25 protein-coding genes are annotated in these 23,772 nt (G+C 66.1%); 10 read left to right on the top strand and 15 right to left on the bottom strand.

Translation table 11 applies throughout. The features are described from left to right. The first annotated feature begins 180 nt into the window (after positions 1-180). A complete protein-coding gene (locus BUR28_RS04025) occupies positions 181-810 on the top strand; it encodes a hypothetical protein (RefSeq protein ID WP_074218954.1) in 630 nt (209 codons plus the stop codon). An 18-nt stretch (positions 811-828) separates the two neighbouring features. Here BUR28_RS04025 and BUR28_RS04020 read toward each other — a convergent pair whose 3' ends face one another. The 3 genes from BUR28_RS04020 to BUR28_RS04010 all read right to left on the bottom strand — a co-directional run bounded on the left by BUR28_RS04020 (position 829) and on the right by BUR28_RS04010 (position 4,309). Continuing rightward, on the bottom strand, positions 829-2,058 hold the full coding sequence (locus BUR28_RS04020; protein ID WP_254813681.1) for a multidrug effflux MFS transporter: 1,230 nt from the start codon (positions 2,056-2,058) through the stop codon (positions 829-831). A gap of 84 nt (positions 2,059-2,142) precedes the next feature. Then, positions 2,143-2,793 carry a DsbA family oxidoreductase gene (locus BUR28_RS04015; RefSeq protein WP_074218953.1) on the bottom strand — a complete coding sequence of 217 codons (651 nt, stop codon included), beginning with the start codon at positions 2,791-2,793 and terminating at the stop codon, positions 2,143-2,145. Further along, entirely contained in the window at positions 2,780-4,309 is a 1,530-nt protein-coding gene (locus BUR28_RS04010; RefSeq protein ID WP_074218952.1) for a class I adenylate-forming enzyme family protein, read from the bottom strand. Before BUR28_RS04010 ends, BUR28_RS04015 begins: the two co-directional genes overlap by 14 nt. A 61-nt stretch (positions 4,310-4,370) precedes the next feature. Here BUR28_RS04010 and BUR28_RS04005 point away from each other — a divergent pair, with 61 nt between their 5' ends. After that, positions 4,371-4,994, top strand: coding sequence for a helix-turn-helix domain-containing protein (locus BUR28_RS04005; RefSeq protein ID WP_074218951.1), 624 nt, complete (start codon positions 4,371-4,373; stop codon positions 4,992-4,994). A gap of 129 nt (positions 4,995-5,123) precedes the next feature. Beyond that, entirely contained in the window at positions 5,124-5,861 is a 738-nt protein-coding gene (locus BUR28_RS04000; protein WP_074218950.1) for a dienelactone hydrolase family protein, read from the top strand. Between the two features lie 29 nt (positions 5,862-5,890). Here the strand turns inward: BUR28_RS04000 and BUR28_RS19240 are convergent, their stop codons facing one another. Further along, complete coding sequence (locus tag BUR28_RS19240; RefSeq protein WP_139307478.1) at positions 5,891-6,004, bottom strand: entericidin A/B family lipoprotein; 114 nt, start codon at positions 6,002-6,004, stop codon at positions 5,891-5,893. Between the two features lie 3 nt (positions 6,005-6,007). Then, a complete protein-coding gene (locus BUR28_RS03990; RefSeq protein WP_074218949.1) occupies positions 6,008-7,825 on the bottom strand; it encodes an extracellular solute-binding protein in 1,818 nt (605 codons plus the stop codon). A 541-nt stretch (positions 7,826-8,366) separates the two neighbouring features. Here BUR28_RS03990 and BUR28_RS03985 point away from each other — a divergent pair. Continuing rightward, complete coding sequence (locus BUR28_RS03985; protein ID WP_074218948.1) at positions 8,367-9,140, top strand: 3-hydroxybutyrate dehydrogenase; 774 nt, start codon at positions 8,367-8,369, stop codon at positions 9,138-9,140. Positions 9,141-9,176: 36 nt separating this feature from the next. Then, on the top strand, positions 9,177-10,214 hold the full coding sequence (locus BUR28_RS03980) for a patatin-like phospholipase family protein (RefSeq protein ID WP_074218947.1): 1,038 nt from the start codon (positions 9,177-9,179) through the stop codon (positions 10,212-10,214). A gap of 75 nt (positions 10,215-10,289) precedes the next feature. Here the strand turns inward: BUR28_RS03980 and BUR28_RS03975 are convergent, their stop codons facing one another. Continuing rightward, a complete protein-coding gene (locus BUR28_RS03975) occupies positions 10,290-10,898 on the bottom strand; it encodes a LysE/ArgO family amino acid transporter (RefSeq protein ID WP_074218946.1) in 609 nt (202 codons plus the stop codon). Positions 10,899-10,905: 7 nt separating this feature from the next. Further along, a complete protein-coding gene (locus BUR28_RS03970; RefSeq protein WP_074218945.1) occupies positions 10,906-11,643 on the bottom strand; it encodes a DUF502 domain-containing protein in 738 nt (245 codons plus the stop codon). A gap of 468 nt (positions 11,644-12,111) precedes the next feature. Here BUR28_RS03970 and rpsB point away from each other — a divergent pair, with 468 nt between their 5' ends. After that, positions 12,112-12,909 (top strand): 30S ribosomal protein S2, encoded by a 798-nt coding sequence (gene rpsB / locus BUR28_RS03965; RefSeq protein WP_074218944.1) that lies wholly within the window; start codon positions 12,112-12,114, stop codon positions 12,907-12,909. Positions 12,910-13,000: 91 nt separating this feature from the next. Then, positions 13,001-13,876: a translation elongation factor Ts gene (gene tsf / locus BUR28_RS03960; protein ID WP_074218943.1), complete on the top strand. Its 876-nt coding sequence runs from the start codon at positions 13,001-13,003 to the stop codon at positions 13,874-13,876. Positions 13,877-14,265: 389 nt separating this feature from the next. On the opposite strand, the gene BUR28_RS03955 is transcribed toward tsf, so the two are convergent. Further along, positions 14,266-15,018: a LuxR family transcriptional regulator gene (locus tag BUR28_RS03955; RefSeq protein ID WP_074218942.1), complete on the bottom strand. Its 753-nt coding sequence runs from the start codon at positions 15,016-15,018 to the stop codon at positions 14,266-14,268. A 204-nt stretch (positions 15,019-15,222) separates the two neighbouring features. Here BUR28_RS03955 and BUR28_RS19235 point away from each other — a divergent pair, with 204 nt between their 5' ends. After that, positions 15,223-15,537, top strand: coding sequence for an FAD-dependent oxidoreductase (locus BUR28_RS19235; protein WP_256370894.1), 315 nt, complete (start codon positions 15,223-15,225; stop codon positions 15,535-15,537). A 107-nt stretch (positions 15,538-15,644) separates the two neighbouring features. Then, positions 15,645-15,815, top strand: a complete 171-nt coding sequence (locus BUR28_RS19855; protein WP_175566885.1) for a hypothetical protein — start codon at positions 15,645-15,647, stop codon at positions 15,813-15,815. On the opposite strand, the gene phoB is transcribed toward BUR28_RS19855, so the two are convergent. The 7 genes from phoB to BUR28_RS03915 all read right to left on the bottom strand — a co-directional run bounded on the left by phoB (position 15,812) and on the right by BUR28_RS03915 (position 23,193). Beyond that, positions 15,812-16,507: a phosphate regulon transcriptional regulator PhoB gene (gene phoB, locus BUR28_RS03945; protein WP_074218940.1), complete on the bottom strand. Its 696-nt coding sequence runs from the start codon at positions 16,505-16,507 to the stop codon at positions 15,812-15,814. The genes BUR28_RS19855 and phoB overlap by 4 nt on opposite strands. Next, positions 16,501-17,229 (bottom strand): phosphate signaling complex protein PhoU, encoded by a 729-nt coding sequence (phoU, locus tag BUR28_RS03940; protein ID WP_074218939.1) that lies wholly within the window; start codon positions 17,227-17,229, stop codon positions 16,501-16,503. Before phoU ends, phoB begins: the two co-directional genes overlap by 7 nt. 13 nt (positions 17,230-17,242) lie before the next feature. Further along, positions 17,243-18,040 (bottom strand): phosphate ABC transporter ATP-binding protein PstB, encoded by a 798-nt coding sequence (pstB, locus tag BUR28_RS03935; RefSeq protein ID WP_074218938.1) that lies wholly within the window; start codon positions 18,038-18,040, stop codon positions 17,243-17,245. A 21-nt stretch (positions 18,041-18,061) separates the two neighbouring features. Beyond that, a complete protein-coding gene (gene pstA / locus BUR28_RS03930; RefSeq protein ID WP_074218937.1) occupies positions 18,062-19,438 on the bottom strand; it encodes a phosphate ABC transporter permease PstA in 1,377 nt (458 codons plus the stop codon). Then, positions 19,435-20,898, bottom strand: coding sequence for a phosphate ABC transporter permease subunit PstC (pstC, locus tag BUR28_RS03925; RefSeq protein ID WP_074218936.1), 1,464 nt, complete (start codon positions 20,896-20,898; stop codon positions 19,435-19,437). The genes pstA and pstC overlap by 4 nt, the downstream gene beginning before the upstream one ends. A 79-nt stretch (positions 20,899-20,977) precedes the next feature. Further along, positions 20,978-22,012, bottom strand: coding sequence for a substrate-binding domain-containing protein (locus tag BUR28_RS03920; protein WP_074218935.1), 1,035 nt, complete (start codon positions 22,010-22,012; stop codon positions 20,978-20,980). A gap of 140 nt (positions 22,013-22,152) precedes the next feature. Then, on the bottom strand, positions 22,153-23,193 hold the full coding sequence (locus BUR28_RS03915; RefSeq protein WP_074218934.1) for an ATP-binding protein: 1,041 nt from the start codon (positions 23,191-23,193) through the stop codon (positions 22,153-22,155). 196 nt (positions 23,194-23,389) lie between these two features. Here BUR28_RS03915 and BUR28_RS03910 point away from each other — a divergent pair, with 196 nt between their 5' ends. Then, complete coding sequence (locus BUR28_RS03910) at positions 23,390-23,767, top strand: hypothetical protein (protein ID WP_074218933.1); 378 nt, start codon at positions 23,390-23,392, stop codon at positions 23,765-23,767. Positions 23,768-23,772: the final 5 nt, after the last annotated feature.

Here is a 23,772-nt window from a genome sequence, read left to right as displayed (position 1 = left end):
AAACTATGGTGGGTGCCCCGTCCGGGGCCGGAATTTGGGGGCACCGGGACGGACAGGACCGCGCCGCAACACATCTGCGCATATGTGTTCGGGCCTTGAATCGCAGGCTTGCCGGGGGCGCAAAGGCGATTCTACCGTCGAGACACAAGACAAAAAGAAACGTCGAGCAGGACAGCAATCATGAAAAACATCGCGGAAATCGCGCCGGTCCCTTTTGCCTGGACGCGCGGTCTGGTCAGCGAGCGCGCCGGCGCTCTCATGGCCGATCTCTTCGCCCCGGCTTCCGAGGCGCAGCCCGGTGAATGCGTGGGCATCGTAAAACGGTTCGTGGCCTATGGCCGCCGGTCGATCACGGGGCACAAGGCCGATGCCATGATCGTCATGGGATACGATGGACGGCCCGTACAACTGTCGGGCGCGGCGCTCGGAACCGAGGGCCGAAGCGAACTCGCGCGCTTGGAGCAACTGGTTGCCGCTCCGGGCTGCCTGGCCTTCGGCGCGCTCGCGCCGCATGTTTCCGGGTTTCACGCGCCGGATGCCGCGCCGCGCCATCTCGAACTCATACTTGGCCCGCAAGTGCACCTGCTTCGCACCGCCGACTGGCAGACCGACATTGCGGTGCGCCAGAGCGATGGCCAACCGCTCGCGCCCGCGCTTGCCGCCAATCTCCGGCTTCTGGCCGAGCACCCCGGCTCGCCCGAGGCGGTATCGCACCGGATGGAGGTGCTATACGCGCAGGCGGGCTTCCTCATGCGGCTTCTTGAGTTCGACAGCCCGGTGCTGCCTGCGATGGGGCCTATCGCGGCCTGAGGCGTTCTGACCGGCGCATTAGCGCTCGGGCAAGCGGGTCATGAGCGCCACTGCCGCCGTCACGGCGAGAAACACGCCTAGCGCGAGCGGGCGCGGCGTGCCATCGAAGGCCTGGCCGACGGGCGCGGCGAGGATCGCGGAAAAGACTGTGGCAAGCGCCCCCATGATCGAGGCGGCCATCCCGGCGATATGGCCGAGCGGTTCCATCGCCAGCGCGTTCAGGTTGCCGATCGTCAGCCCCAGCATGCCGAACAGCGTGATGGCCCAGAGCACGAAGGCCGGGAATGCCGCCCAGTCCGGCCACAGCCCGGCCCAGAACATCACCGCCATGACGCCGGAAATGCCCATCTGCGCGATGAGCGTCGTGCGGATCAGGAACCGCATCCCCAGCTTGCCGACGAGCATCGCGTTGGTGAAGCTCGCGCTGCCTGCGATCACCGCGATCAGCCCGAACCATAGGGGGAAGCCGTCGCCGCGTTCGAAATGTATGTCAAAGACCTGTTGGATTGATGTAAGGGTCATGAACAGCACCGAGAAAACCAGCGTCTGCACCAGCACCGCGATACGCGCCACCGGGTCGGCAAACACCTCGCGAGCGGCCTCGATGAGCGGTGCAGCCCGCAGTGGGCGGCGGCCGGCAACGGGCAAGGTCTCGGGCTGGCGCAGCGCGTACCAGCCTATGGACAGCAGAGAGAAGACGAGGAAGGCGCCGAAGATCGCGCGCCAGCCCGCCAGCGCGATGATGCCGGCACCGATCAGCGGCGCGATGGCCGGCAGCAGCGTGAAGATCGTCATCACGAAAGAGACGATCCGCGCCATGTCCCGGCCCGCATAGAGATCGCGCACAACCGCCAGCGCCACCACGCGGGGCGCCGCGGCACCCAGACCCTGCACCGCTCGGCCAAGCAGCATCAGTTCCAGCGACTGGCCGAGGCCCGCCAGGACCGCCCCCGCGAGATAGAGCGCCGCACCACCCAATATCACGCGCTTGCGCCCGAAGGAGTCTGACAACGGCCCGGCAAACAGCGTTCCCAGGCCCATACCCGCGACGAAGACGGTGATGACGTATTGGGCGTGGTTCAGGCTCTCGGGCGTGAGTTCGCGGCCGATCTGAGGCAGGGCGGGCAGCATCGCGTCGATCGAGAACGCGACGGTTGCGAACAGAAGCGCCATCATCGCCACGAATTCCGGGCGGGACAGGCGGCGCGCCTCGGTCATCGGGCGCTGGTCGATCGGCAGTTCAGACATCGCCCCCTCTTGCGCGAGAACCGGCGCAGGCGCCAGCGGTTTTTCCCGCGCTGCCCGGGCCGGGCGGCGATCCGCGTCCAGAGGCTATTGCAGCGGTCCGGCCCCCGGATCGCCCGCCAGTTCCGCGATCACCTTCTCCCACAGCGCGGTGGGCTGGGCGCCGACCAGCACGTGGCGCTCGGCCACGACGAAGGTGGGCACGCCGGTAACGCCGCGTGCGCGGGCATGGGCGTCGCGGCTGCGAACCTCCTCCACGTCCGCCTCCGAGGCGAGCAGGCGCGCGACCATGTCCGGATCCATGCCCGCAGCCGCAGCGATGTCTGTCAGCACGCCCACGTCACCGATATCATGGCCCTCGAAGAAATAGGCCGCAAACAGCGCATCGACCAAGGCCGACTGCCGATGCTCAACGCCGGCCCAATGGATGAGCCGGTGCGCGTCCAGCGTGTTCGGCGTGCGCCTTATCGCGGCAAGGTTCAGGTCCAGCCCCGCCGCCCGCGCCTTTTCGTCGATCTCGGCATAGGTCTTCGCGGCCGCTTCCCGACCGCCGAACTTGGCTTCGAGATAGGCGCGCCGGTCCATGCCGCCCGCGGGCATGTCGGGATTCAGTTGGAACGGGTGCCAGGCGATTACGAAAGGGTGGTCGGGGCGTTTGGCCAGAGCATTTTTCAGCAGCCGCTTGCCGATAAGGCACCACGGACAGATCGGGTCGGCGAGGATGTCAAGCGGCACCATATGCGGCCTCGTAGTTCGCCCGGATACGGCGGCGGTTGAGCTTGCCGTTCGGGTTCTTGGGCAACTGGTCCATGTGCACGTAAAGGCGCGGCTGCTTGTAACGTGCCAGACGTTCGGCGGCGAAGGCCCGCAAGTCGTCTTCGGCAACCGCCTCGCCGGTATAGAACGCGGCGATGACGGTGGTGTCGGCTTTTACCGCGATTTCCGTCGCCGCGACCTCGTGGATGGCGGGGTGGTCGTGCAGCGCGCGTTCGACCTCCAGCGGCGAGACCCTGACCCCGCCGGCGTTCAGCATGTCGTCGGATCGCCCGAGATAGGTGATCGCCCCGTCATCGGCCATGTCGACCACGTCGCCGGTCAGGAACCATTCGCCGTGGAAGCGCTCGGCGGTCTCGGCCTCGGCCTTGAGGTAGCCGAGCATCAGGCCTGGATCGCGGTTGGACACCGCTAGTTGCCCTGCCTCGCCGCGGCCGACCGGCGCAAGGTCTGGTCCAAGCACCGCGACGCGGCGGCCGGTTTGCGGATAGCCCGAGGCGGGCGGCGGCGCGGGGTGCGCGGGACTGCCGGAAATGAAGGTCGAGCATTCGGACATGCCCAGCGCCTCGTAGACCGCGGTGCCCGTGGTCTCGGTCCAGGCTGCGCGGGTCGCCTCGGGCATCTTTTCGCCCGCCGACAGCCCGTGGCGCAGCTTCGGCAGAACCAGATGCGGGTGCTCGCGCAGCATCTGGCGGTAGACGCCCGGCGCGGCGGCGAAGATCGTGGCATCGAACCGCTTTAGCAGCAGCGGAAGCTGCCCGGGCCGGACCCCAGGGGCCGGGATCAGCGCGGTCGCGCCGGCCGACCAGGGATCGAGCAGCCCGGTGCCCAGCGTGTAGGTCCAGTTGAACGCGCCAGCATGCAGCAGGCGATCATCCTCCTGCAGAGCATACCAACCCTCCCACATCATCCGCCGCGCCCAGACCGCGCGATGGGCGTGGATCACCCCGCGCGGGTTGCCCGAGGTGCCCGAGGTGTAGACGATATAGGCGGGCCGGTGTGGGTCGCCCATCGCGTAATCGGCTGGTGCGCCTTCGTAACGGGCGCGCTGCGCGTCGATGTCGAGCACAGGCGCGGGGCAGTCTTCGGGCAGCGGGACATTCGGGCCGGCAAGGATCGCCGCGGGCTCGATCTCACGGGCAAGCTTGGTGATCTCGGGCGCGGTCAGCAGGGCCGAGGTCGGCACCGGCACCAGCCCCGCGGCGATCGCGCCGAGATAGCCGATGGGAAACTCCACCCCGTTGCCCAGCCGCAGGAGAACCCGCGCCCCGGGCGCCAGCCCCATCGCGGAAAAGCCGCCCGCCAGCCCGCGCACCGCAGCCTCCAGCCGGCCATAGCTCCACCGCTCCGCGCCATGCGGCCCGACGACGGCAAGCGCCACCTTTTCCGGCGTGGTGGATGCCGGGGACAGGACGTAGGCCGCCAGGTTGAACGGCGTGGGGCAGGGGGGCGGGGCGCCCTCGTCGAAAATCGCGTGCATGGACGCGGTGCTAGCCCCCGTGCCTTGCGGTTGCAAGGGCCAAGCTCTATCACACAAAGGCATGGGACGGCCGCGCGACCACCGGCTCATCCGCATAGACCGGGCGGAGGGCGAGGCGGAAACGCCCGAGCCGCTGGACCTGGGCCAGCGGGTACGCGAATTGCGGACGGCGCGGGGCTGGACGCTGGAACAGGCCGCGCGCCGGGCCGGGCTTGCGCGCTCGACCCTCTCGAAGATCGAGAACGACCAGATGTCGCCCACCTACGAGGCGTTAAAGAAGCTGGCCACGGGCCTGGGCGTGTCGGTGCCGCAGCTGTTCACACCGATGCGCGGGCCGCGCACGGGCGGACGCATGGCGGTGACGCGCACTGGCGAGGGCGCTGCGCAAGCCACCGCCACCTATGAGCACGAGCTGTTGGCCGGGGCGCTGTCGCGCAAGCGGATGCTTCCCTATCGTACACGGGTGCGGGCACGAGACGTCGCGGAGTTCGAGGGCTGGGTACGCCACGAGGGGGAAGAGTTCCTCTACGTGCTGACCGGGGTGATCCGGCTCTATACCGAACTTTACGCGCCGGTCGAGATGCGCCGGGGAGACAGCGCCTATTACGACGCGACGATGGGACACAACGTGATTTCGGTCAGCCAGGAGGATGCGACGATCCTCTGGGTCACGTCGCTGGACTGACGGCCAGACTTGCCGCGGCGCCGGGCCGCGCCATCTTCTCGCCCAGAGGAGGGCGCTCCGACCAGGGTAGAAACACTCGCTGTCGGCGCGAGGCGCCGGCGCACCTTCTGTCAGCGGGAGGACAACATAATGCGAATTTCCATTCTGACCGGCGCCATCGCGGGGGCCGCGCTGCCCGCCCTGGCCGAGGAGCTAAGCTACGAGGTCGATGGCGCCGCCTATACCGGCTATTTTGCCGCTGCCGAAGATGCGGCGGGACTCGTCCTGATCGTGCATGACTGGGACGGGCTGACCGACTACGAGCGGCAGCGCGCCGACATGCTGGCCGAGATGGGCTACGACGCCTTCGCGCTGGACATGTTCGGCGCGGGCACGCCGACCGAAACCGTCGACCACCGCCGCGCCGCGACCGGGGCGCTCTACCAGGACCGCGAGAAGATGCGCGCGCTGATCCAGGCGGGCGTGGCGCAGGCGCGGGCGCTATCGGACGCCGGCAGCATGGCGGTGATGGGGTATTGCTTCGGCGGCGCCGTCACGCTGGAAATGGCCCGCAGCGACTTGGCCGGCGAGGCAGCGGGCTACGCCAGTTTCCATGGTGGGCTGTCGACGCCCGAGGGGCAGGGCTGGACGGGCGACGAACCGCCGCTGTTGATCCTGCACGGGGGCGCGGACACCTCGATTACCATGTCCGACTTGGTGTCGCTGGTGAACGAATTGGAGGCTGCCGGAACCCGCTACGAAGTGCAGGTCTATTCCGGCGCACCGCACGCCTTCACCGTATTCGGCTCGGACCGCTACCGAGAGACGGCCGACCGTGAAAGTTGGGATGCTTTCACCGACTTCCTCGGCGACCGGCTCGGTCGTTGACACGCCGCGAGCGCGGGCGCCCGCGCGCCTCAGAGCGCGTTGCGCACCGCCCGTGCCCCGGCCGATATGTCCTCACCCATGCCCTCGACGGTGCCACAGGCGGCCAGCGTCAGCGCGATGAGGATAAGAAGGGTACGGCCCATCTCTCAGTTCTCCTCGGTCCACCAGATGTCGGGCAGGAATCCGATCCAGTCGCCGTAGATCGGGATCGTTTCCGGATAGTGCAGGTCGGCACCGTGGGCAATGCGCGAGTGCCGCGCATACCAGATCGGAATCACGTAGCGCCCGGTGGTCAGCACGCGGTCGAGTGCACGGGTCGCGGCGACGAACTCTTCGCGCGTCTCGGCCGTCAGCAGCGCGTCGATCATCGCGTCCGCCGCCGGGCTGTCCATGCCCATCCAGTTGCGCGTGCCGGGACGGTCGACACCTTCGACGCCCCAGTAGAGCCGCTGCTCGTTTCCGGGCGAGAGCGAAAGCGCGCGAGTGTAGAAGGTCATGTCGAAATCGTAGGCGTCAGTGCGCTCGGTATATTGCGCGCTGTCCACGGCGGTGACGCGCACCGCGATGCCCAGCCGTTTCAGGCCCTCGACGAAGATGTCCACGATCTTCTCCGTCTCGGTCGCGCCTTGGCGCAGGAGGATCTCGAAGGTGAAAGGCGCGCCGTCCGCATCGCGCAGCACGCCGCCGTCGCCGACGGTCCAGCCGGCCGCCTCCAGTTGCCCGAAGGCCGTGCGCAGGTTGTTGCGGTTCGACGGTCGGCCGTCCGAGACGGGCAGCGCGTAGCCGTCGAGCGCGCCGGGCAACAGGTGATCGTCATAAGGCTCCAGCAAGGCGCGCACGCGGCCCTCGGCCGGCCCCTCGCGCATGCCAAGGGTCGAGTTCGAGAAAAACGAGGCGATGCGCGGCTGCTCGCCGCCGGTCAGGGTGTCGCTGATGAACTCGAAGTTGAAGGCGTGCAGCATCGCGTCGCGCACTCGCCAGTCGGCGAAGATCGCGCGCCGCGTGTTCATCACCAGCCCTGCGATGCCCGAGGGCCGCTCGTGCGGGATCTCGGCCTCCACGATCTCGCCCGACGCGATGGCGGGGAAGTCGTAGGCGCTGTCCCACTTGGCCGCGCTCGACTCGCGAAAGACATCGATCGCGCCGCCGCGGAACGCCTCGAACACCACGTCGCCATCTCCGAAATACTCGTAGCGGATTTCCGCGAAATTGTGCTGGCCGCGGTTGAAGGGTAGCGCGCGCCCCCACCAGTCCTGGTCCTGCTTCAAAACGAGATACCGTCCCGGTTCGTGGTCGGCAATGACGTAAGGCCCCGTGCCGATCGGCGCTTCGAGCCCGCTTTCGCCGAAATCGCGCCCCGCCCATTGGGCCTTTTTCAGGACGGGCCGCAACCCGAGGATGAGCGGCAGTTCGCGGTCCTCGGTGTTGAAGGTGAAGCGGACGCTGCGTGGGCCGGTCGCGTAGCCCCGCGCGACCTTGTCCCAGGCGCCGCGGTAGCGGGGGTGGCCCTCGCGGCCCAGCGTCTCGAACGACCACAGCACGTCCTCGACCGTGACCGGGCTGCCGTCGGAGAATCGCGCCTCTTCGCGGAGGGTGAATTCCACCCATGTCCGATCCGGCCCGGTCTCCACCGATTCGGCGAGCAGGCCGTAAAGCGTGAAGGGTTCGTCCCAGGACCGGCCCATCAGGCTTTCGTAGCCGAGCATCCGCAGCGGCCATGGGGCGTTGCCTTTCAGGATGAACGGATTGAGGCTGTCGAAGCCGCCCGTCTCGCCCAACACGAGGCGCCCGCCGCGGGGGGCGTCGGGGTTCACGTAGGGCAGGGACACAAAATCAGGTGGAAGCGCCGGCTCCCCATACATAGCGATGCCATGGCTCGGCTCGGCACGCAGATGGGGCGCGAAGGCGAGTAAGATGGCCACCACACACGCCACGGGCGAACGAGTGAAAAACACCGATCTCATCTGGGGGACAATCCTGCTCGGGCCTTGTTTTTCTGGCTGTCAGCCTAGGCGCCCAGCCCAGGTTTTTCAAACTTTTAGCTTGGACCTCCGCGCCGGATTGCGTATAAAGAATTCACTGCTCGATAGGTTTCTTGCCTGTATGAAACCTGCCTCAATAACTTAACGCCCGCCTCGTGCGGGCGTTTTTTTTGCCGCCTTCCGGGGCCGCTACGCTCCGCGATCACGGCCCGTGTCGGCGCCACCGGAGTCGCAGGACCAGCACAAAACCCATCCGGTCCGATGCAGGGCCGGCTGGCGGGATCATGGTAGTACTGGGTGCGACGGAGCGGCGACGGGTGTGCGGCCGGCGCGCCGCTGCCCCGTTGTTTGGGCGATTCGCAGGGAAGTGGGCGGGGTCTTCGACGCGGGAGTTCGGGGCGAAGTTGATGCCAAGGAGTCGGAACCGGCCCTGCAGCCCGCCCCCGTCATCACGCTTTCACGCCGCAGGTGCAGCATGTAGGCTCGCCACTGTCTGGACCTCTGTAACAAAAAGGACTCCGCCATGTCGCTTTCCGGCAAGACTGCCATCGTAACCGGCTCAAATTCGGGCATCGGGCTCGGCGTGGCCCATGAACTCGCCCGCGCGGGCGCCGATGTCGTTCTGAATTCCTTCACTGACAGTGATGAGGACCACAAACTCGCCCATGATCTGAGCCAGGAGCACGGCGTGTCGGCGCGCTACATCAAGGCCGACATGTCCAAGCCGGACGAATGCCGCTCGCTGGTGGAGCGCGCGGGCGTCTGCGACATCCTGGTGAATAACGCGGGCATTCAGCATGTCGCCGCGATCGACGCCTTCCCGGTCGAGAAGTGGGACGCCATCATCGCGATCAACCTGTCCTCGGCCTTCCACACCACCGCCGCTGCGCTGCCGCTGATGCGCAAGGCGGGCTGGGGCCGGGTGATCAACATCGCCTCGGCGCACGGCCTGACCGCCTCGCCCTTCAAGTCCGCCTATGTCGCGGCCAAGCACGGGATCGTAGGCCTGACCAAGGTGACCGCGCTTGAGACCGCGCGCGAGCCGATCACCGCCAACGCGATTTGCCCGGGCTACGTGTTGACCCAGCTGGTCGAGGCGCAAATCCCCGATACGATGAAAGAGTACGGCATGGAGCGCGACGAGGTGATCGAGAAGGTCCTCTTGGAGCGTCAGCCCTCCAAGGAATTCGCCACTGTCGAAGAATTGGGCGGGACCGCCGTGTTCCTTTGCTCCGACGCCGCGACCCAGATCACCGGCACCACGATCAGCGTCGACGGCGGCTGGACCGCGCTGTAAGCGCGCGCCGGATCGATCCGTCCCCGGGGGCTGGCCATGAGCGTGACGCCGATCAACCTTGCGCTTCAGGGCGGCGGCGCCCATGGCGCCTTTACCTGGGGGGTGCTCGACCGGCTGCTGGAAGACCCCGAAATCGAGATCGCCGGCATCTCGGGCACCTCGGCCGGGGCGCTCAACGGCGCGGCGCTCAAGGCGGGGATGGTCTCCGGGGGCGCAGAAGCCGCGCGCGAAAATCTCGATTGGCTCTGGGGCCAGGTCGGCGCAGTCGGCGATCTGCGCCTGACCCACTGGATGGCCGCTTTCACGCCAGGGGCCGGCGCGGTCGCCCGGATGCTGGAATTCGCCCTGCCCTGGTCGCTGACCGATGCCGCAAGCCGGATTGTCAGCCCCTATGTCTACGGCCCGTTCTACCGCAACCCGCTGGAGCGCGTGGTCGAGCGATTCGATTTCGGCCGGGTTTGCGCACACATCGCGCCCGCGCTTTTCGTCGGCGCCACCAACGTGCGCACCGGCAAGGTCAAGATCTTCGAGGGCGACGCGATCTCGACGGAGGCAATCCTCGCCTCCGCCTGCCTACCCACGCTGTTCCAAGCGGTAGAAGTGACCGATCCCGAGACCGGCGAGGCGGACGCTTACTGGGACGGTGGCTATACCGGCAACCCGGCGCTCTTCCCGCTTTTCGCGGCCGACCTGCCCGAAGACATCGTGGTGGTCTCGATCAACCCGCTTGAACGCAACGAGGTTCCGGTCAGCAGTCAGGAGATCCAGAACCGGATCAACGAGATCAGCTTCAACGCCTCGCTCCTGCGGGAGTTGCGGGCGATCCAGATGGTCCGGGACATGATCGCCGAGGGCCAGCTCGCCGGCGGCTCGATGAAGGACGTGCGGATCCACATGATCGCCGATGACGGGGTTATGCGCGAGCTGAACGTGGCGACCAAACTCGTGCCCAGCCCGGTCGTCCTGTCCGAGCTCAAGGCCGCGGGCCGGGCGGCGGCCGACCGCTTCATCGCCGATGTCAAGCCGCGCCTCGGCCGGGCCGGCACTGTGGACCTGCATCGGCTTTGCGACTGACGCGCCCGGCCTGCGTCTTGACCGAAATACTCCCGCCGGAGGCACGCGGCCGCAGGCCGCGCCCGGCCGATCCGTTCAAAACCCCGCGATCAACCCGCCGGCAATCGTCCACATCGTAACACCGATGCCGAAATCGAGCAGCCGCCACGCCCGCGGGTCGGCCATCGCCGGCGCCAGAAGCCGGGCACCGTAGCCGAGCGCAAAGAAGAACACGAAAGAGGCGGCGACCGCGCCGCTGCCAAAGGCAAGCCGCTCGGACGCGTCCCCAAAGCGGGTCGACACTGCGCCGATCAAGCCCAGCGTGTCGAGGTAGACATGGGGGTTGAGCCAGGTCAGTGCCGCCGCGGTTCCCAGTACTGCCCACTGCGATCCGGCCCGCCCGGCGGCTGCCAGCGCGTGTGCGCCCGCCCAGGCGGCACGGAACCTGACCGCGCCGTAGATGAGAAGGAACGCCGCGCCGCCCAAGGTCAGCGCCGCTGGTAGCCAGGGCAGGGTGCCCGAAAGCGCGCTGAACCCGGCCACCCCTGCGGCGATCAGCACAGCGTCGGAGGCCGCGCAGAACAGGCACAGCCCGAACACATGGGCGCGCAGCAATCCCTGACGGAGCACGAAGGCGTTCTGGGCACCGATCGCAAGGATCAGCGAAAGCGATGTGGCAAAGCCGGTGACGGCGGCGGCAAGCACCGAAAGATCAGGCGCCGATCTTCTGCCGCGCGACTTCCTGCAGCGGCCCGGGCGCCGGGATCACCTTGTCCTCGGGGGCGACAAGCCCGGCCGAGATCACCAGCTTCGCGGCCTCTTCGACGGTCATGTCGAGTTCGATCACGTCGCTTTCCGGCACGAAGAGCAGAAAGCCCGAGGTCGGGTTCGGCGTCGTCGGCAGGAAGACCGAGATCATCTTTTCATCGCGCGGGATCTTCCGGTTCACCTCGCCCTTGGCCCGGGTCGAGATGAAGGCCATCGCCCATATTCCCTTGCGCGGGTATTCCACCAGGCAAGCTCGGTCGAAGCTCGTCTCCGACTGGGCGAAGACTGTTTCGGATATCTGCTTGAGCCCATTGTAGACCGAGCGGATCACCGGCATCCTGTCGACCACCCGCTCGCCCCAGTGGATAAAGGACCGGCCGACCATGCCCTTGGCCGTCCAGCCGACCAGCAGGGTGAACAGCAAGAAGAAGATCACACCCAGCCCGCGGATGTCGATGCCGATGTACTGCTCGGGTTGGAACTTGTTGGGCACCAGTGGCAGCACGAACCCGTCGATCCAACCGGTCACCGTCCAGATCAGCCAGACGGTCAGGCCGACCGGCGCGATCACGACCAGCCCTGCCAGGAAGTTGTTCCTGAACTTGGCTAGGATCGAGCGCCCGAAATGCCGGGTCTGGCCGTCCTGGGGCTCGTCGTGGTGGGGGTCGGGAGTCTCGAACATTGGCCCAATCCTGTCTGCCCCTTAAAGCTAGGATGCGGCAGGCCCGTCTACAATAGCGCAAGCTTCGTTAACATGCCGCGTGACGCGCTTTCCGTCCGGCGGCCCGCCTGCTGTGCAGCCCGTCGTCGGCCTGCCGGTCAGAGCGGCGCGAGAGGCTCGCGCTCGACCGTCCTCAGTGGGGCCGGAGATACCGTGTGCATGCACGGGCTTCTGGACAAAGTTCGCGCGTCGCGTCGGTGGACCGGCTCTTTTTTCGTACGCGTGTTCGCGTCGCTGGTCTCGGCCGAAACAGTCTGAGCACGCCGTATGTCCGCACAGGGGCTTGCATTCGCGCGCCAAACGCGTTATCCGCGCGCCACTTCGACAGGCGGGGCTGGGCCCTTGCGGGGAGACATCCCGCTTGCGGTCCGCCGGTTGGGCAGATGCCCTTAATGCCCCGCCCAGGCGCAAACCGGAAAGGATAGGATTATGGCGCTTCCCGAGTTCTCGATGCGTCAGCTTCTGGAAGCTGGCGTGCATTTCGGTCACCAGACCCAGCGGTGGAACCCCCGCATGGGCGAGTTCATCTATGGCGACCGCAACGGCATCCACATCATCGACCTGACGCAAACCGTCCCAATGCTGGACGCCGCGCTGAACGTCATCCGCGAAACTGTAGCCAAGGGCGGCCGTGTGCTGTTCGTCGGCACCAAGCGCCAGGCGCAGAAACCGATCGCCGAGGCGGCCGAGAAATGCGCCCAGTACTACATGAACCACCGCTGGCTGGGCGGCACGCTGACCAACTGGAAGACCGTGTCCCAGTCGATCAAGCGGCTGAACGACATCGACGAGCAGATGGCCGCTGGCGCCGAGGGCCTGACCAAGAAGGAACGCCTCGGCATGGAGCGCGAGCAGGCCAAGCTTCAGGCGAGCCTCGGCGGCATCCGCGAGATGGGCGGGCTGCCGGACCTTCTGTTCGTGATCGACGTGAACAAGGAGGACCTTGCCATCGCCGAGGCCCGTAAACTGGGCATCCCAGTCGTGGCGGTGGTCGACACCAACTGCTCGCCCGAGGGGGTGGACTATATCATTCCGGGCAACGACGACGCCGCCCGCGCCATCGGGCTCTACTGCGATCTGGCCAGCCGTGCTGCGCTTGATGGTATGAGCGCGCAGATGGAGACCGCGGGCGTCGATATCGGCGCGCTGGAGGACTCCCCGGCCGAGGAGCTGCTGGCGGAGGCCGGCGAAGGCGAGAAGACCACCGAGGAAAAGGCCGACGCCTGACCCGGCGGCCTGTCACGGGTTTGACACCCGGCGCGGATAAGGCCGCGCCGGGCACATGTATGCGATAAGGACAATCGAGGAGAGCCGAGCCATGGCAATCACCGCTGCACTGGTGAAAGAGTTGCGCGACAAGACCGGCGCGGGCATGATGGATGCCAAGAAGGCGCTGACCGAGACCGGCGGCGACATGGAGGCCGCGGTCGACTGGCTGCGCACCAAGGGCTTGGCCAAGGCGGCCAAGAAATCGGGCCGTACTGCTGCCGAGGGCCTCGTGGCCGTCGAGGTCGCGGGCGGAAAAGGCGTCGCCGTCGAGGTGAACTCGGAAACCGATTTCGTCGCGAAGAACGCCGAATTCCAAGAGATGGTGGCCGGCATCGCGAAGGCGGCGCTGGAAGCCGACGATATCGATGCGCTCAAGGCGGCCGATCTGGGCGGCAAGTCGGTCGAAGACACCTTGACCGACAAGATCGCGACCATCGGCGAGAACATGACGCTGCGCCGGATGGCCAAGGTCGAGGGCGAAACGGTCGTGTCCTACATGCACAACGCTGCTGTGCCCGGCATGGGAAAGATCGGCGTGCTGGTCGCAATGACCGGCGGCGACGAGGCATTCGGGCGCCAGATTGCGATGCATGTCGCCGCCGCGAACCCCGCGTCGCTGGGTGCGGACGATCTTGATCCGGCGGTGCTTGAGAAGGAGCGCCAGGTTCAGGTCGACATCGCGCGCGAGAGCGGCAAGCCCGAGCAGGTCATCGAGAAGATAATCGAAGGCCGGATGAAGAAGTTCCTGTCTGAGATCACGCTGCTGGGCCAGGCTTTTGTGGTCAACCCCGACCTGACGGTCGAGGCCGCCGCCAAAGAAGCCGGCGCCACGATCACCGGTTTTGTCCGGCTCGAGGTCGGCGAGGGGATCGAGAAGGAGGCGGAAGATTTCGCCGCCGAGGTCGCCAAGGCTGCGCAAGGCTGACTAAGGGCTCGATCTGAGTATCCGGGGCGGCGCGGGCATCGCGCCGCCCAACGCGTTTTGCGAACTGCGCGACCGCCCGCACGCAAAGGCGGTGCGACACCCCTTCGCCGCACCGCCTCCGCTTCCCGCTTCCCCAACCTGAGGCCATGCGTGCAAGAAGCGACGCCACGAACGGCCGACTATAGACCGCCCGCGACGCGTCCGGTTTCCCGGGCGACCGGGAGGCTCGCAGAATGCGGCGAGTTCCCTCCCGGTCGCGGTTCCTGGCCTCAAGGCCACCACTCACGGAACAAGCGGATTGTTGCCGGTTAACGCTTGGTAAAGAAAGTCAGGGAATCCTTACTCGCCCCTAAGGCGCCGAGCCGTCCGCGTCGCGATTCGCGTGTGCATCATGGCGGGGCGCTGAAAATCTGGTTTTGAAACCATGCCTTAAGGACGGCTTGAGCGGTCGTTTCGACATCTAGCGTTTCGCGAGCAAGGCGCAGGTGCTTTTCAACGGTGGCGGGTGTCACGCCGAGAATTGTCGCGATGTCCTGCGTCGTCTTCCCGTCGCCAACCCATTCGAGGACCTCGCGCTGGCGGGGGGTCAGCGGCGGCCGGGTCGAGGCATAGGGGAGGTTCTGAACCTTCAGGTGCATCAACTCGTTCATCAACAGCAAGTCCCGCCCGTGCTCGGCCCAAACCGAGTCCACAGCCTCTTGGTCGAGCCCGGGGCGCGCGACGAGGCCGATCGCTCCTTTCGCCCGGACCGAGATGTCACGGAAAGCGATGGTATAGCCGGCGGTCATGCCCATCGAGCGGTTGAACTCCACCGCCTTCGCTTCCTCTTCCGTGAGCTCGCCGCGCGCCCGGCGCCGTTCAAGCTCGCTCCAGCTGCAGACTCCCTCGTTGTCGGTCGCCCAGCGGACCATCGGGGCCTCGCGATAGAGCCCGCGCTCGACGAACGCCTGCATGTACTCCGCGCAGAGGTTGGAGAGCACGACGAAGTCTTCGCGGTCGCCGAACGACCGTGCCGTGCGAAAGCGGGTAAAGCCGTAGATGATGCGATCGAAGCCGAAATCGGCCATCTTCCGCGAATGGAGCGCCCAAAGTTCCTCGACGCTGCGGACATTCACAAGGGCACGGACGTAGTCGAGCGTCATTGCGCCTCCCCGACGGTGGGGCTGGCGCGGTGCGTTTTGGGAATAAGCCCCGCCTCCGCGTGAAATCGGCACGCCATGCCCCCGAACTGTCTGGTGTTTTAAGGCAATATCCCCGGCAATGTCGAGACTGCGACTGGTCGCTAGGAGGTACCGGGCGCGAGAGCGCATTTTGCAGGGGGGCAGGGCGGTGACTAAAGGGCCGACATCGCGTTCGTAGGGGGTGCCGTCATGGGCGCGTCGGCCGCATTCTGGCTGTGGCGGCTTGGCCCGCCGGACCTTCGTATCGTCGTGGTCGAGCCGGACCCGGGGGGCGCGCGCGCCTCAACCGCGCTGGCGGTGGCCTCGATCCGGCAGCAGTTCAGCACCGCGATCAACGTGAGGATTGCGAGGTATGGGATTGATTGCCGGCGCAATATCGCAGCAGAGACTGGTCCGCACCCGGTCGTTGTCCGAGGACCGGCCCGTGATGGAAAAGGAAAAGACCGTGGTTTGAGGCGTTTGGTGACGCATAAAAGGTGACATAATACTTATTATCGGAGTAAAGATCGCGGCCTGGTGCCGTTAAGCGCACCGTAAGCATAATGCTCTATCTTGGTTGCCAGAAGCGCCACCCGATGGAGGCACCCATGACGATGCTGTCCCCCCTTCCGGTCACCCCACGCGGCGGCCCGACACAAAAGGCCGCGCGCGACGAGGTCGAGATCGACGTCTACCACATGACGCCCGCCGCCATCGTCCGGGCCGAGCTACTGGCCGCGGTCGACGACTTGATGGATACCGTTCGCGTGCGCGGTTAACCCAGCGCGTAGCCCGCGCCGCGCACCGTGCGCACAGGGTCCTCGCCGCCGTACTGGCATAGGGCCTTGCGCAGCCGGCCGATATGCACGTCGACCGTTCGCGTGTCGACGTAGATGTCCCGCCCCCAGACCCGGTCGAGCAATTGCTCACGGCTCCAGACGCGGCCGGGCTTCTCCATGAAGGTCGAGAGCAGCCGGAACTCTGTCGGGCCGAGCTTCAGGGGCTGGTCGGCGCGGAACACCTTGTGGGTCTCGGGATCGAGGCGGATATCCTCGAATTCGAGCGTCTGCCCGACCGAGGCGGGCCGCGTACGGCGCAACAGCGCCCGGACCCGCGCCATCAGTTCGATCACCGAATAGGGCTTCACCACGTAGTCGTCGGCCCCTGTTTCCAGCCCGCGCACCCGGTCGACCTCCTCGGCGCGGGCGGACAGCATGATGATCGGCATAGCGCGCGTGTCGTTGCGGGTCTTGAGCCGGCGGCAGACCTCGATCCCCGAGACCGAGGGCAGCATCCAGTCCAGCACGATCAGGTCGGGCGCCATCTCCTCGACCAGCATCAGCGCCTCGTCGCCGTTTTCGGCCTTGGCCACACGGAAACCCTCGGCCTCGAGATTGTAGGCGAGCACCTCCCTCTGGGCGGGCTCGTCCTCGACGATCAGGACCGTCGGTTGCTCGGTATGGGTCAGCATTTCGTTTCGGTGGCCTCGTAGGCCGTGCGATCGGCCTTGGGGCGGTCGTCCTCGGGCAATTCGCCGGTCACGAGGTAGATCACCTGCTCGGCGATGGAGGTGACATGGTCGCCCATCCGCTCGATGTTCTTGGCGATGAAATGCAGGTGCATGCAGGCGGTGATGTTGCGCGGATCCTCCATCATGAAGGTCAGGAACTCGCGGAACAGCGCGTTGTACATCTGGTCGACCTCGTGGTCGCGCAGCCGCACGTCCTGGGCGAGTTCCGCATCGCGCTGGATATAGGCGTCGAGCGCGTCTTTCAGCATGGCCTCGACAGCGCGCGCCATGCGCCGGATTGCACCCGACGATCCGTCGATGGGCGACATCTGCAGCAGCACACCGGTGCGCTTGGCCATGTTCTTGGCGTAATCCCCTACTCGCTCTAGGTTGGCGGAGATCTTCATCACGCTGAGCACGGTGCGCAGATCGCCCGCCGAGGGCTGGCGCAGCGCGAGCAGCCGCGCGGCTTCTTCGTTCACCTGCTGTTCGAGCGCGTCGATCGCGCCGTCATTCCGGCGTACGCGCTCGGCCAGTTCCTCGTCGCGGTTCTCCAACGAATTGGCGGACTCGAGGATAGCCGCCTCGACCATCCCGCCCATTTTCATGATCAGCGCCTGGATCGCCTCGAGATCCTTGTCGTAGGATTTGACGATATGCGGGTTCTTCAGGGAATCCGACATGGAAATTCCTTTCTCAGCCGATCCGGCCGGTAATGTAGCTTTCGGTGCGCGGGTCCTCGGGATTGGTAAAGATGTGTCCCGTCTCGCCGTATTCCACGAGGTTGCCGAGATGGAAGAAGGCGGTCTTCTGGCTGACCCGCGCCGCCTGCTGCATCGAGTGGGTGACGATCACCACCGAGTAGTTCTCGCGCAACTCGTCGATTAACTCCTCGACTTGGGCCGTTGCGATCGGGTCGAGCGCCGAGCAGGGCTCGTCCATCAGCAGGACCTCGGGTTCGGTGGCCACGGCGCGCGCGATGCACAGGCGCTGCTGCTGGCCGCCCGACAGACCGGTGCCCGGCTCCTGCAGGCGATCCTTGACCTCGTCCCAAAGCGCGCCGCGGCGCAGCGCCCGCTCGACGATCTCGTCGATCTCGGCCTTGTTCTTGGCCATGCCGTGGATGCGCGGACCATAGGCGATGTTGTCGTAGATGGACTTGGGGAACGGGTTCGGTTTCTGGAACACCATGCCGACCTTGGCGCGCAGTTGGACCGGGTCGACCTTGGGGTCGTAGATATCCTCGCCGTCGAGCAGGATCGTGCCCTCGACGCGGGCGACATCGATCGTGTCGTTCATCCGGTTGAGGCAGCGTAGGAAGGTGGACTTGCCACAGCCCGAGGGACCGATGAAGGCGGTGACAGTCTTGTCCTCGATGTCGACATCCACATCCTTGATGGCGTGGGTATCGCCGTAATGGACTTGACAGTTCCGCGCCGAAATCTTCACCTCTTTGGTCACCGTGTCCCTCTTCGTCAGTGGATTGTCGTACATCGTGGCGTCCTTTCCGCGGCTCTACCAGCGGCGCTCGAAGCGGCGGCGCAGGATGATGGCGATGATGTTCATGGTGATCATGAAGACGAGCAGGATGATGATTCCGCCCCAGGCGCGTTCGTAGAAGGCCGGGTCGGCGCGTTTCGCCCATTCGAAGATCTGCGCCGGCATCGCCGAGTTCGGATCGAGGAAGCCCGAGGCGACCCCGTCGGGATAGTTCGAGGCGATATACCCGACCATGCCGATCAGCAGAAGCGGCGCGGTCTCTCCGAGCGCCTGGGCAAGGCCGATGATCGTGCCCGTCAGGATACCCGGCATCGCCAGTGGCAGCACGTGGTGGAACACAGCCTGCATCTTGGAGGCGCCCACCCCCAGCGCGGCATCGCGGATCGAGGGCGGCACCGATTTCAGCGAGGCGCGTGTCGAGATGATGATCGTGGGCAGTGTCATCAGCGTCAGCACGAGTCCGCCGACCAAAGGCGCCGATTGCGGCAGGTGCATGAACTGGATGAACACCGCGAGGCCCAGGATGCCGAAGACGATGGAGGGCACCGCCGCGAGGTTCGAAATGTTCACCTCGATCAGGTCGGTGAACCGGTTCTTGGGCGCGAACTCCTCGAGGTAGATCGAGGCGGCGACACCGATCGGCAGGCTGAGCAGGAGCACCACCAGCATCATGAAGAACGAACCCAGAATCGCCACCCCCATCCCGGCCTGTTCGGGCCGCGCATCGGACGCGTCGGGGCCGGTGATGAAGGCCACGTTGAATCCCTTGGCGACAACGCCCGCCTCGCGCAATTCGTCCACCAGGTCCAGGTGGACTGCGTCGAGGTTCTTATCTCGGGCGATGGACTCGCGGGTCACGCGCTCCTTCAGGTAACCGTCGACGCGCGAGGAGGCGAGGATGCGCACCTCGACTGTCTGTCCGATCAGGGCGGGATCGTCGAGCACCATGTTCCGTAGCGTTGCGGGAGCCCCGTCCGAGAAGACATTGTCGAGTTCGGAGGAGAACCCCTCGACCTTGGCCTCCGACAGCGGCGTGTCGATCCCGTTTCGCTCGATCTCGCGCAGCAGCGCGGCGCGCAGCAACGGCTTGTAGGCGAAGGTCTTGGCCTCGCTGATATCCGCGGGGTCGCGGTTGCCATTGGGATCGAGCACGTCTTCCGACAACTCCACCTGCAACGTGAAGGCGGTCTGCTGAAAGGCGCCGATTCCGTTGATCAGGATCGCCGTGAGCAGCCAGACCAGAAAGAACAACCCGGTTCCGATTGCCAGCATCCCATAGATCTTGAACCGGCGTTCTGCCGCGTTGCGCTTGCGGGTGCGCTCGTCGAGTTGCAGCAAGGAACCCGAGCGGCCGGGGGCGGCAGGTGCCGGGGCGGCGGTGGCGTCGGTCATTCGTACTGCTCCCGGTATTTGCGCACGATATAAAGCGCGAAGACGTTGAGCCCCAGCGTGATGACGAACAGCGTCATGCCGAGGGCGAAAGCGACCAGCGCTTCCGGAGAGGCGAAGTCCGCGTCGCCGGTGAGCTGGCTGACGATCTTGGCGGTGACCGTGGTCATCGCGTCGAACGGGTTGAGGCTGAGCCGCGCGGCGGCCCCTGCCCCGAGCACCACGATCATCGTTTCGCCGATGGCGCGCGAGGCGGCCAGCAGGATCGCGCCCACGATGCCGGGCAGCGCGGCCGGCAGAACCACGTGCCGCACCGTCTCGGACGGCGTCGCGCCGAGCCCGAGCGAGCCGTCGCGCATCGACTGCGGCACCGCGTTGATGATGTCGTCGGATAGCGAACTCACGAAGGGAATCAGCATGATGCCCATGACGATCCCCGCGGTCATCACCGCGGTGCCGGCCTGCATGATGCCGACACCGCCGTCGCCGAACACCTTCATCAAGAGCGGACCGACGGTCAGCAGCGCGAAGAGGCCGTAGACGATGGTGGGAATGCCCGCCAGCACTTCGATCAGAGGCTTGGCGATGGAGCGGACGTGAGAGGAGGCGTATTCCGACAGGTAGATCGCGGCGAAGAGCCCGACCGGCACCGCCACAGCCAGCGCGATGATTGAGATGTAGAAGGTGCCCCACAGCAGCGGAATGATGCCCAACTCCGAGCCGCCGCCGAAACTTGGGCTCCACGTCAGGCCGAAGAAGAAATCGGTCGCCGGGTAGAGCTTGAAGAACTCGATCGTGTTGAACACGAGCGAGAGCAGGATCCCGATGGTCGTGAGGATCGCGACCGTTGCGGCGAAGATCAGCAGATAGCGGATCGCAGTCTCGACCACGTTGCGCGCGCGGAAGGCGGCGTTCGTCCGCAGAAGCGCGGTGCCGAAGCCCCCGGCGGCGGCGAGCAGGACGAGACCGGTCATCATGAGGTTGCCAGTGCCCGCGACCGCGCGGTAGCTCTGGGCGGCCCGCAGGACCTCGGGCCCGACATCCGAGCCGAGCGCCACTCCGATCTGGCCGAGCCGCTCGCGCACGTCGGTGAACTCGGTGCGGATGCTCGACGCGTATTCGCGGGTCATCGCGCCCTCGGCCACGGCTTGGTCGAGCCCTTCGGCCACGCGACGCACATCGGCCATGAACAGCCCCCGCGTGCTTCGGTCGGAGATCGCGGCGTCGGAAATGTGCGACGACACGCTGCGTTCCACCACCAATGGCTGCACCAAGAGCCAGCCGATCATGATGGCAAAGGCCGGCACCAAAGTCAGGATTGCAATGTGGTAGCCGTAATAGGAGGGCAGCGAATGCAGCGCGCGGATGTCGCCCCCGGCTGATTTAAGCGCCCTGCCCCGCCCGATGACATAGCCGGCGATGGCGAGGGCGAGAACGATGAGCACGAGCCAGAGAACAGGCATGTCCGCTCCGCTTCCGTTTGAAAATGATCTGAGAGGAGGGAGGGCGGCCGTGCGGGCCGCCCTCCGGAACGCGATGAGCTCAGTTGCTCATGGTCACTTCGTTGGCGACCTTTTCCTGGGTCTCGGCCAGTTCCGGGTCGGCAACGAGGCCGTATTCCGACAGCGGGCCGTTGGGGCCGGCAATCTCGTCCGAGACGAAGAACTCGGCGTATTCCTTGAGGCCCGGGATCACGCCGATATGCGCCTTCTTGATGTAGAAGAACAGCGGGCGCGAGACCGGGTATTCGCCGCTGGCGATGGTCTCGGTCGAGGGCGCGACGCCCGACATGGTTGCGACCTTCAGCTTGTCGGTGTTGTTCTCGTAGAACGCCAGGCCAAACACGCCGATGCCTTCGGGGTTGGAGTCGATGCGCGCAAGCGTTTCGGTGTAGTCGCCGTCGATGTCGACCGACTTACCGTCGGTGCGAACCGCCATGCAGGCGCTTTCCACGGCGTCTTCGTCCATGCCCATCTCTTCCATAGCGGCCATGGCGCCGGTGTCCTCGCAGCCCTGCAGGAGGACCTTTTCTTCGAACACTTCGCGGGTGCCGTGCTTGGTCCCCGGAATGAAGGCGGCGATTTCGACTTCGGGCAGGTCACCGTTCACGTCGGCCCAGGTGTTGTTGGGGTTGGCGACCATCTCGCCGTCCTGCGGCATTTCGGCGGCCAGCGCCTTGAACCAGTCGGCGGGCACGAAGGTGTCGAACGCCGGACCGTCGATCTGGCTTGCGAAGACGATGCCGTCATAGCCGATGCGGACTTCGATGATCTCGTCCACGCCATTCTCGGCGCAGGTGGCGACTTCCTTTTCGCGGATCGCGCGCGAGGCGTTCGCGATGTCGATGGTGTTTTCGCCGACGCCTTCGCAGAAGCGCTTGAGACCGGCCGAGGAGCCGCCCGATTCGACGACCGGGGTCGGGAAGTCGAAGTTTTCGCCGAAGGCTTCGGCCACGATCGAGGCATAGGGCAGCACGGTGGAGGAACCGGCGATCTGAACGTTGTCACGCGCGGCGGCTGCGGTGGCCGACACGGCGGCGATCGCCAGCGCGGAGGCGGTCAGTTTCGAAAACGACATGGATAGCTCCTGATTGTGTGTTCGGGCCAGCGCCCCGGTGGGCGTGGCCTCGGCGCGGTCCTATTAACCCCGGGCCAAGCTTTTGTGACAGGAAGGTAACGTTTTCATGACAGCGCGGATGCCTATCCGCTTGCGCCGCTTCAAGCCACTGGCAACATGACTGAAAAGGTGCTGCCTTCACCCGGCGTGCTGTCGATACGGAACCGGCCACGGTGCCGGTTCACGATGTGCTTCACGATCGCCAGCCCCAGCCCCGTGCCGCCCATCTCGCGCGAGCGGTGGCTGTCGACACGATAGAACCGCTCTGTGAGTCGCGGGATGTGGACCGGATCGAATCCCTCGCCCCGATCGATCACGTCGATCCGCACGCCGGGGCCACGGAACGCGAGTTCGCGCTCGCTCAGGGTCAGAACCAGGCGCACCGTCCCGCCCGATCCGCCATACTTGATGCCGTTCTCGATGAGGTTCTGGAACACCTGGGTCAGCTGGTCCGCGTCGCCCAGCACCGGCACCGCGCGGTCGGCGCCTTCCAAGGTGATCTCGACTCCCGACTCGGCGGCCAGCGGCCGCAAGGTCAGCACCGCCGAGCGCAGCAGCGCCGCCACGTCGGCGCGCGTGTCGGGGCGCATCCGTTCCTCGGCCTCGACCCGGCTCAGCGAAAGAAGATCGCTGACCAGCCGGTTCATCCGCGCCGCCTCGCGTTCCATGATGTCGAGAAACCGCTCCCGGGCGGTCGCATCGTCGCGCGCCGGCCCTTTCAGCGTTTCGATGAACCCCAGAAGCGCAGTCAGCGGTGTCTTGAGCTCGTGGCTGACGTTGGCCACGAAATCGCGGCGAATCTGGCCCATCTGCTCGCGTTCCGTGATGTCGGTAAAGGCGACCACCACGCCCGCCTCGCCCTCGGGGCCCAGCGGGCTAGCGATCACTTCGTATGTAGCCTCCCGCGCCATGTCCGTGGTCAGGAATCGGACTTTGCGGGTCTGGCGCAGGCGCAGCGACTCCTCGACGCAATCAAGCAGCGCCGGCTGGCGCAGAACCGTGATATAGTGCCGGCCGGTGCCCCCCGGACCGAACATGGCCTCGGCGGGCGCGTTCATCGCGTGGACCCGCTCGGCCCGGTCGACCAGCATAACCGGCAGCGGAATCCCCGTGATAGTTGAGGGTGCGAGGTCTGGGTTCATGGAAGTGCTCCGCGGAGGTCGGACACCGCAATGGTATCGGCGCGGGTTGCTGTGCGATCAAGTCGCATCTGGTTGCGCGTTGTCCGCACCGTGAATCAGGCTAGGTCTGGACATGGCTAAAACCTGTCTTAAAAGTCATGTTGACAACAATTGATTCGCGCTGCTTTGCGGCGCTGCCCAACCGGAGAACGGCTGCATGGAGTATCGCCCAGCCCAGATCGCCCCGACCGCCTTTCGGGCCATGGCCCCGTCGGTGGCGTTGTTGGTGGGGTTCGGGGGCGAGTCGCGTCCCGAACTCGGCATGCCCTTCGCGCATGCCCGCTGCGAACGCCTGCCCTTCGCCTTGCTGCATGCCGCGCTGGCCTGCGCGCCCGAGACGGACTTCGTCGCCTCGCCCCTCGTCTGCCGGCAGTTCGATGCGCTGGACATGGCCACGCAGTTGGCGCTTGCGGGGTATCGCGGACGGTATGTGGTGGTGACCCCCGCCCTGCCCGCCCCCGGCATTATTCGACAGGAGATCCGGCAACTCTGCCCAGGTCTCGAGGTGGAACTCATCCCCCGCGCCCGCAACTGACGGCG

This window comes from Rhodovulum sp. ES.010 (genome assembly GCF_900142935.1).
Classification (GTDB): Bacteria; Pseudomonadota; Alphaproteobacteria; order Rhodobacterales; family Rhodobacteraceae; genus Rhodovulum.
The sequence above is the reverse complement of the archived record's forward strand: the minus strand, read 5'-3'. Positions and strand labels throughout refer to the sequence as shown.

Excerpts from the sequence above, each read along its gene's own strand:
- BUR28_RS04025 (WP_074218954.1), top strand. The coding sequence starts at position 181 with ATGAAAAACATCGCGGAAATCGCGCCGGTCCCTTTTGCCTGGACGCGC.
- BUR28_RS04020 (WP_254813681.1), bottom strand. The coding sequence starts at position 2,058 with ATGTCTGAACTGCCGATCGACCAGCGCCCGATGACCGAGGCGCGCCGC.
- BUR28_RS04015 (WP_074218953.1), bottom strand. The coding sequence starts at position 2,793 with ATGGTGCCGCTTGACATCCTCGCCGACCCGATCTGTCCGTGGTGCCTT.
- BUR28_RS04010 (WP_074218952.1), bottom strand. The coding sequence starts at position 4,309 with ATGCACGCGATTTTCGACGAGGGCGCCCCGCCCCCCTGCCCCACGCCG.
- BUR28_RS04005 (WP_074218951.1), top strand. The coding sequence starts at position 4,371 with ATGGGACGGCCGCGCGACCACCGGCTCATCCGCATAGACCGGGCGGAG.
- BUR28_RS04000 (WP_074218950.1), top strand. The coding sequence starts at position 5,124 with ATGCGAATTTCCATTCTGACCGGCGCCATCGCGGGGGCCGCGCTGCCC.
- BUR28_RS19240 (WP_139307478.1), bottom strand. The coding sequence starts at position 6,004 with ATGGGCCGTACCCTTCTTATCCTCATCGCGCTGACGCTGGCCGCCTGT.
- BUR28_RS03990 (WP_074218949.1), bottom strand. The coding sequence starts at position 7,825 with ATGAGATCGGTGTTTTTCACTCGTTCGCCCGTGGCGTGTGTGGTGGCC.
- BUR28_RS03985 (WP_074218948.1), top strand. The coding sequence starts at position 8,367 with ATGTCGCTTTCCGGCAAGACTGCCATCGTAACCGGCTCAAATTCGGGC.
- BUR28_RS03980 (WP_074218947.1), top strand. The coding sequence starts at position 9,177 with ATGAGCGTGACGCCGATCAACCTTGCGCTTCAGGGCGGCGGCGCCCAT.
- BUR28_RS03970 (WP_074218945.1), bottom strand. The coding sequence starts at position 11,643 with ATGTTCGAGACTCCCGACCCCCACCACGACGAGCCCCAGGACGGCCAG.
- rpsB (WP_074218944.1), top strand. The coding sequence starts at position 12,112 with ATGGCGCTTCCCGAGTTCTCGATGCGTCAGCTTCTGGAAGCTGGCGTG.
- tsf (WP_074218943.1), top strand. The coding sequence starts at position 13,001 with ATGGCAATCACCGCTGCACTGGTGAAAGAGTTGCGCGACAAGACCGGC.
- BUR28_RS03955 (WP_074218942.1), bottom strand. The coding sequence starts at position 15,018 with ATGACGCTCGACTACGTCCGTGCCCTTGTGAATGTCCGCAGCGTCGAG.
- BUR28_RS19855 (WP_175566885.1), top strand. The coding sequence starts at position 15,645 with ATGACGATGCTGTCCCCCCTTCCGGTCACCCCACGCGGCGGCCCGACA.
- phoB (WP_074218940.1), bottom strand. The coding sequence starts at position 16,507 with ATGCTGACCCATACCGAGCAACCGACGGTCCTGATCGTCGAGGACGAG.
- phoU (WP_074218939.1), bottom strand. The coding sequence starts at position 17,229 with ATGTCGGATTCCCTGAAGAACCCGCATATCGTCAAATCCTACGACAAG.
- pstB (WP_074218938.1), bottom strand. The coding sequence starts at position 18,040 with ATGTACGACAATCCACTGACGAAGAGGGACACGGTGACCAAAGAGGTG.
- pstA (WP_074218937.1), bottom strand. The coding sequence starts at position 19,438 with ATGACCGACGCCACCGCCGCCCCGGCACCTGCCGCCCCCGGCCGCTCG.
- pstC (WP_074218936.1), bottom strand. The coding sequence starts at position 20,898 with ATGCCTGTTCTCTGGCTCGTGCTCATCGTTCTCGCCCTCGCCATCGCC.
- BUR28_RS03920 (WP_074218935.1), bottom strand. The coding sequence starts at position 22,012 with ATGTCGTTTTCGAAACTGACCGCCTCCGCGCTGGCGATCGCCGCCGTG.
- BUR28_RS03915 (WP_074218934.1), bottom strand. The coding sequence starts at position 23,193 with ATGAACCCAGACCTCGCACCCTCAACTATCACGGGGATTCCGCTGCCG.
- BUR28_RS03910 (WP_074218933.1), top strand. The coding sequence starts at position 23,390 with ATGGAGTATCGCCCAGCCCAGATCGCCCCGACCGCCTTTCGGGCCATG.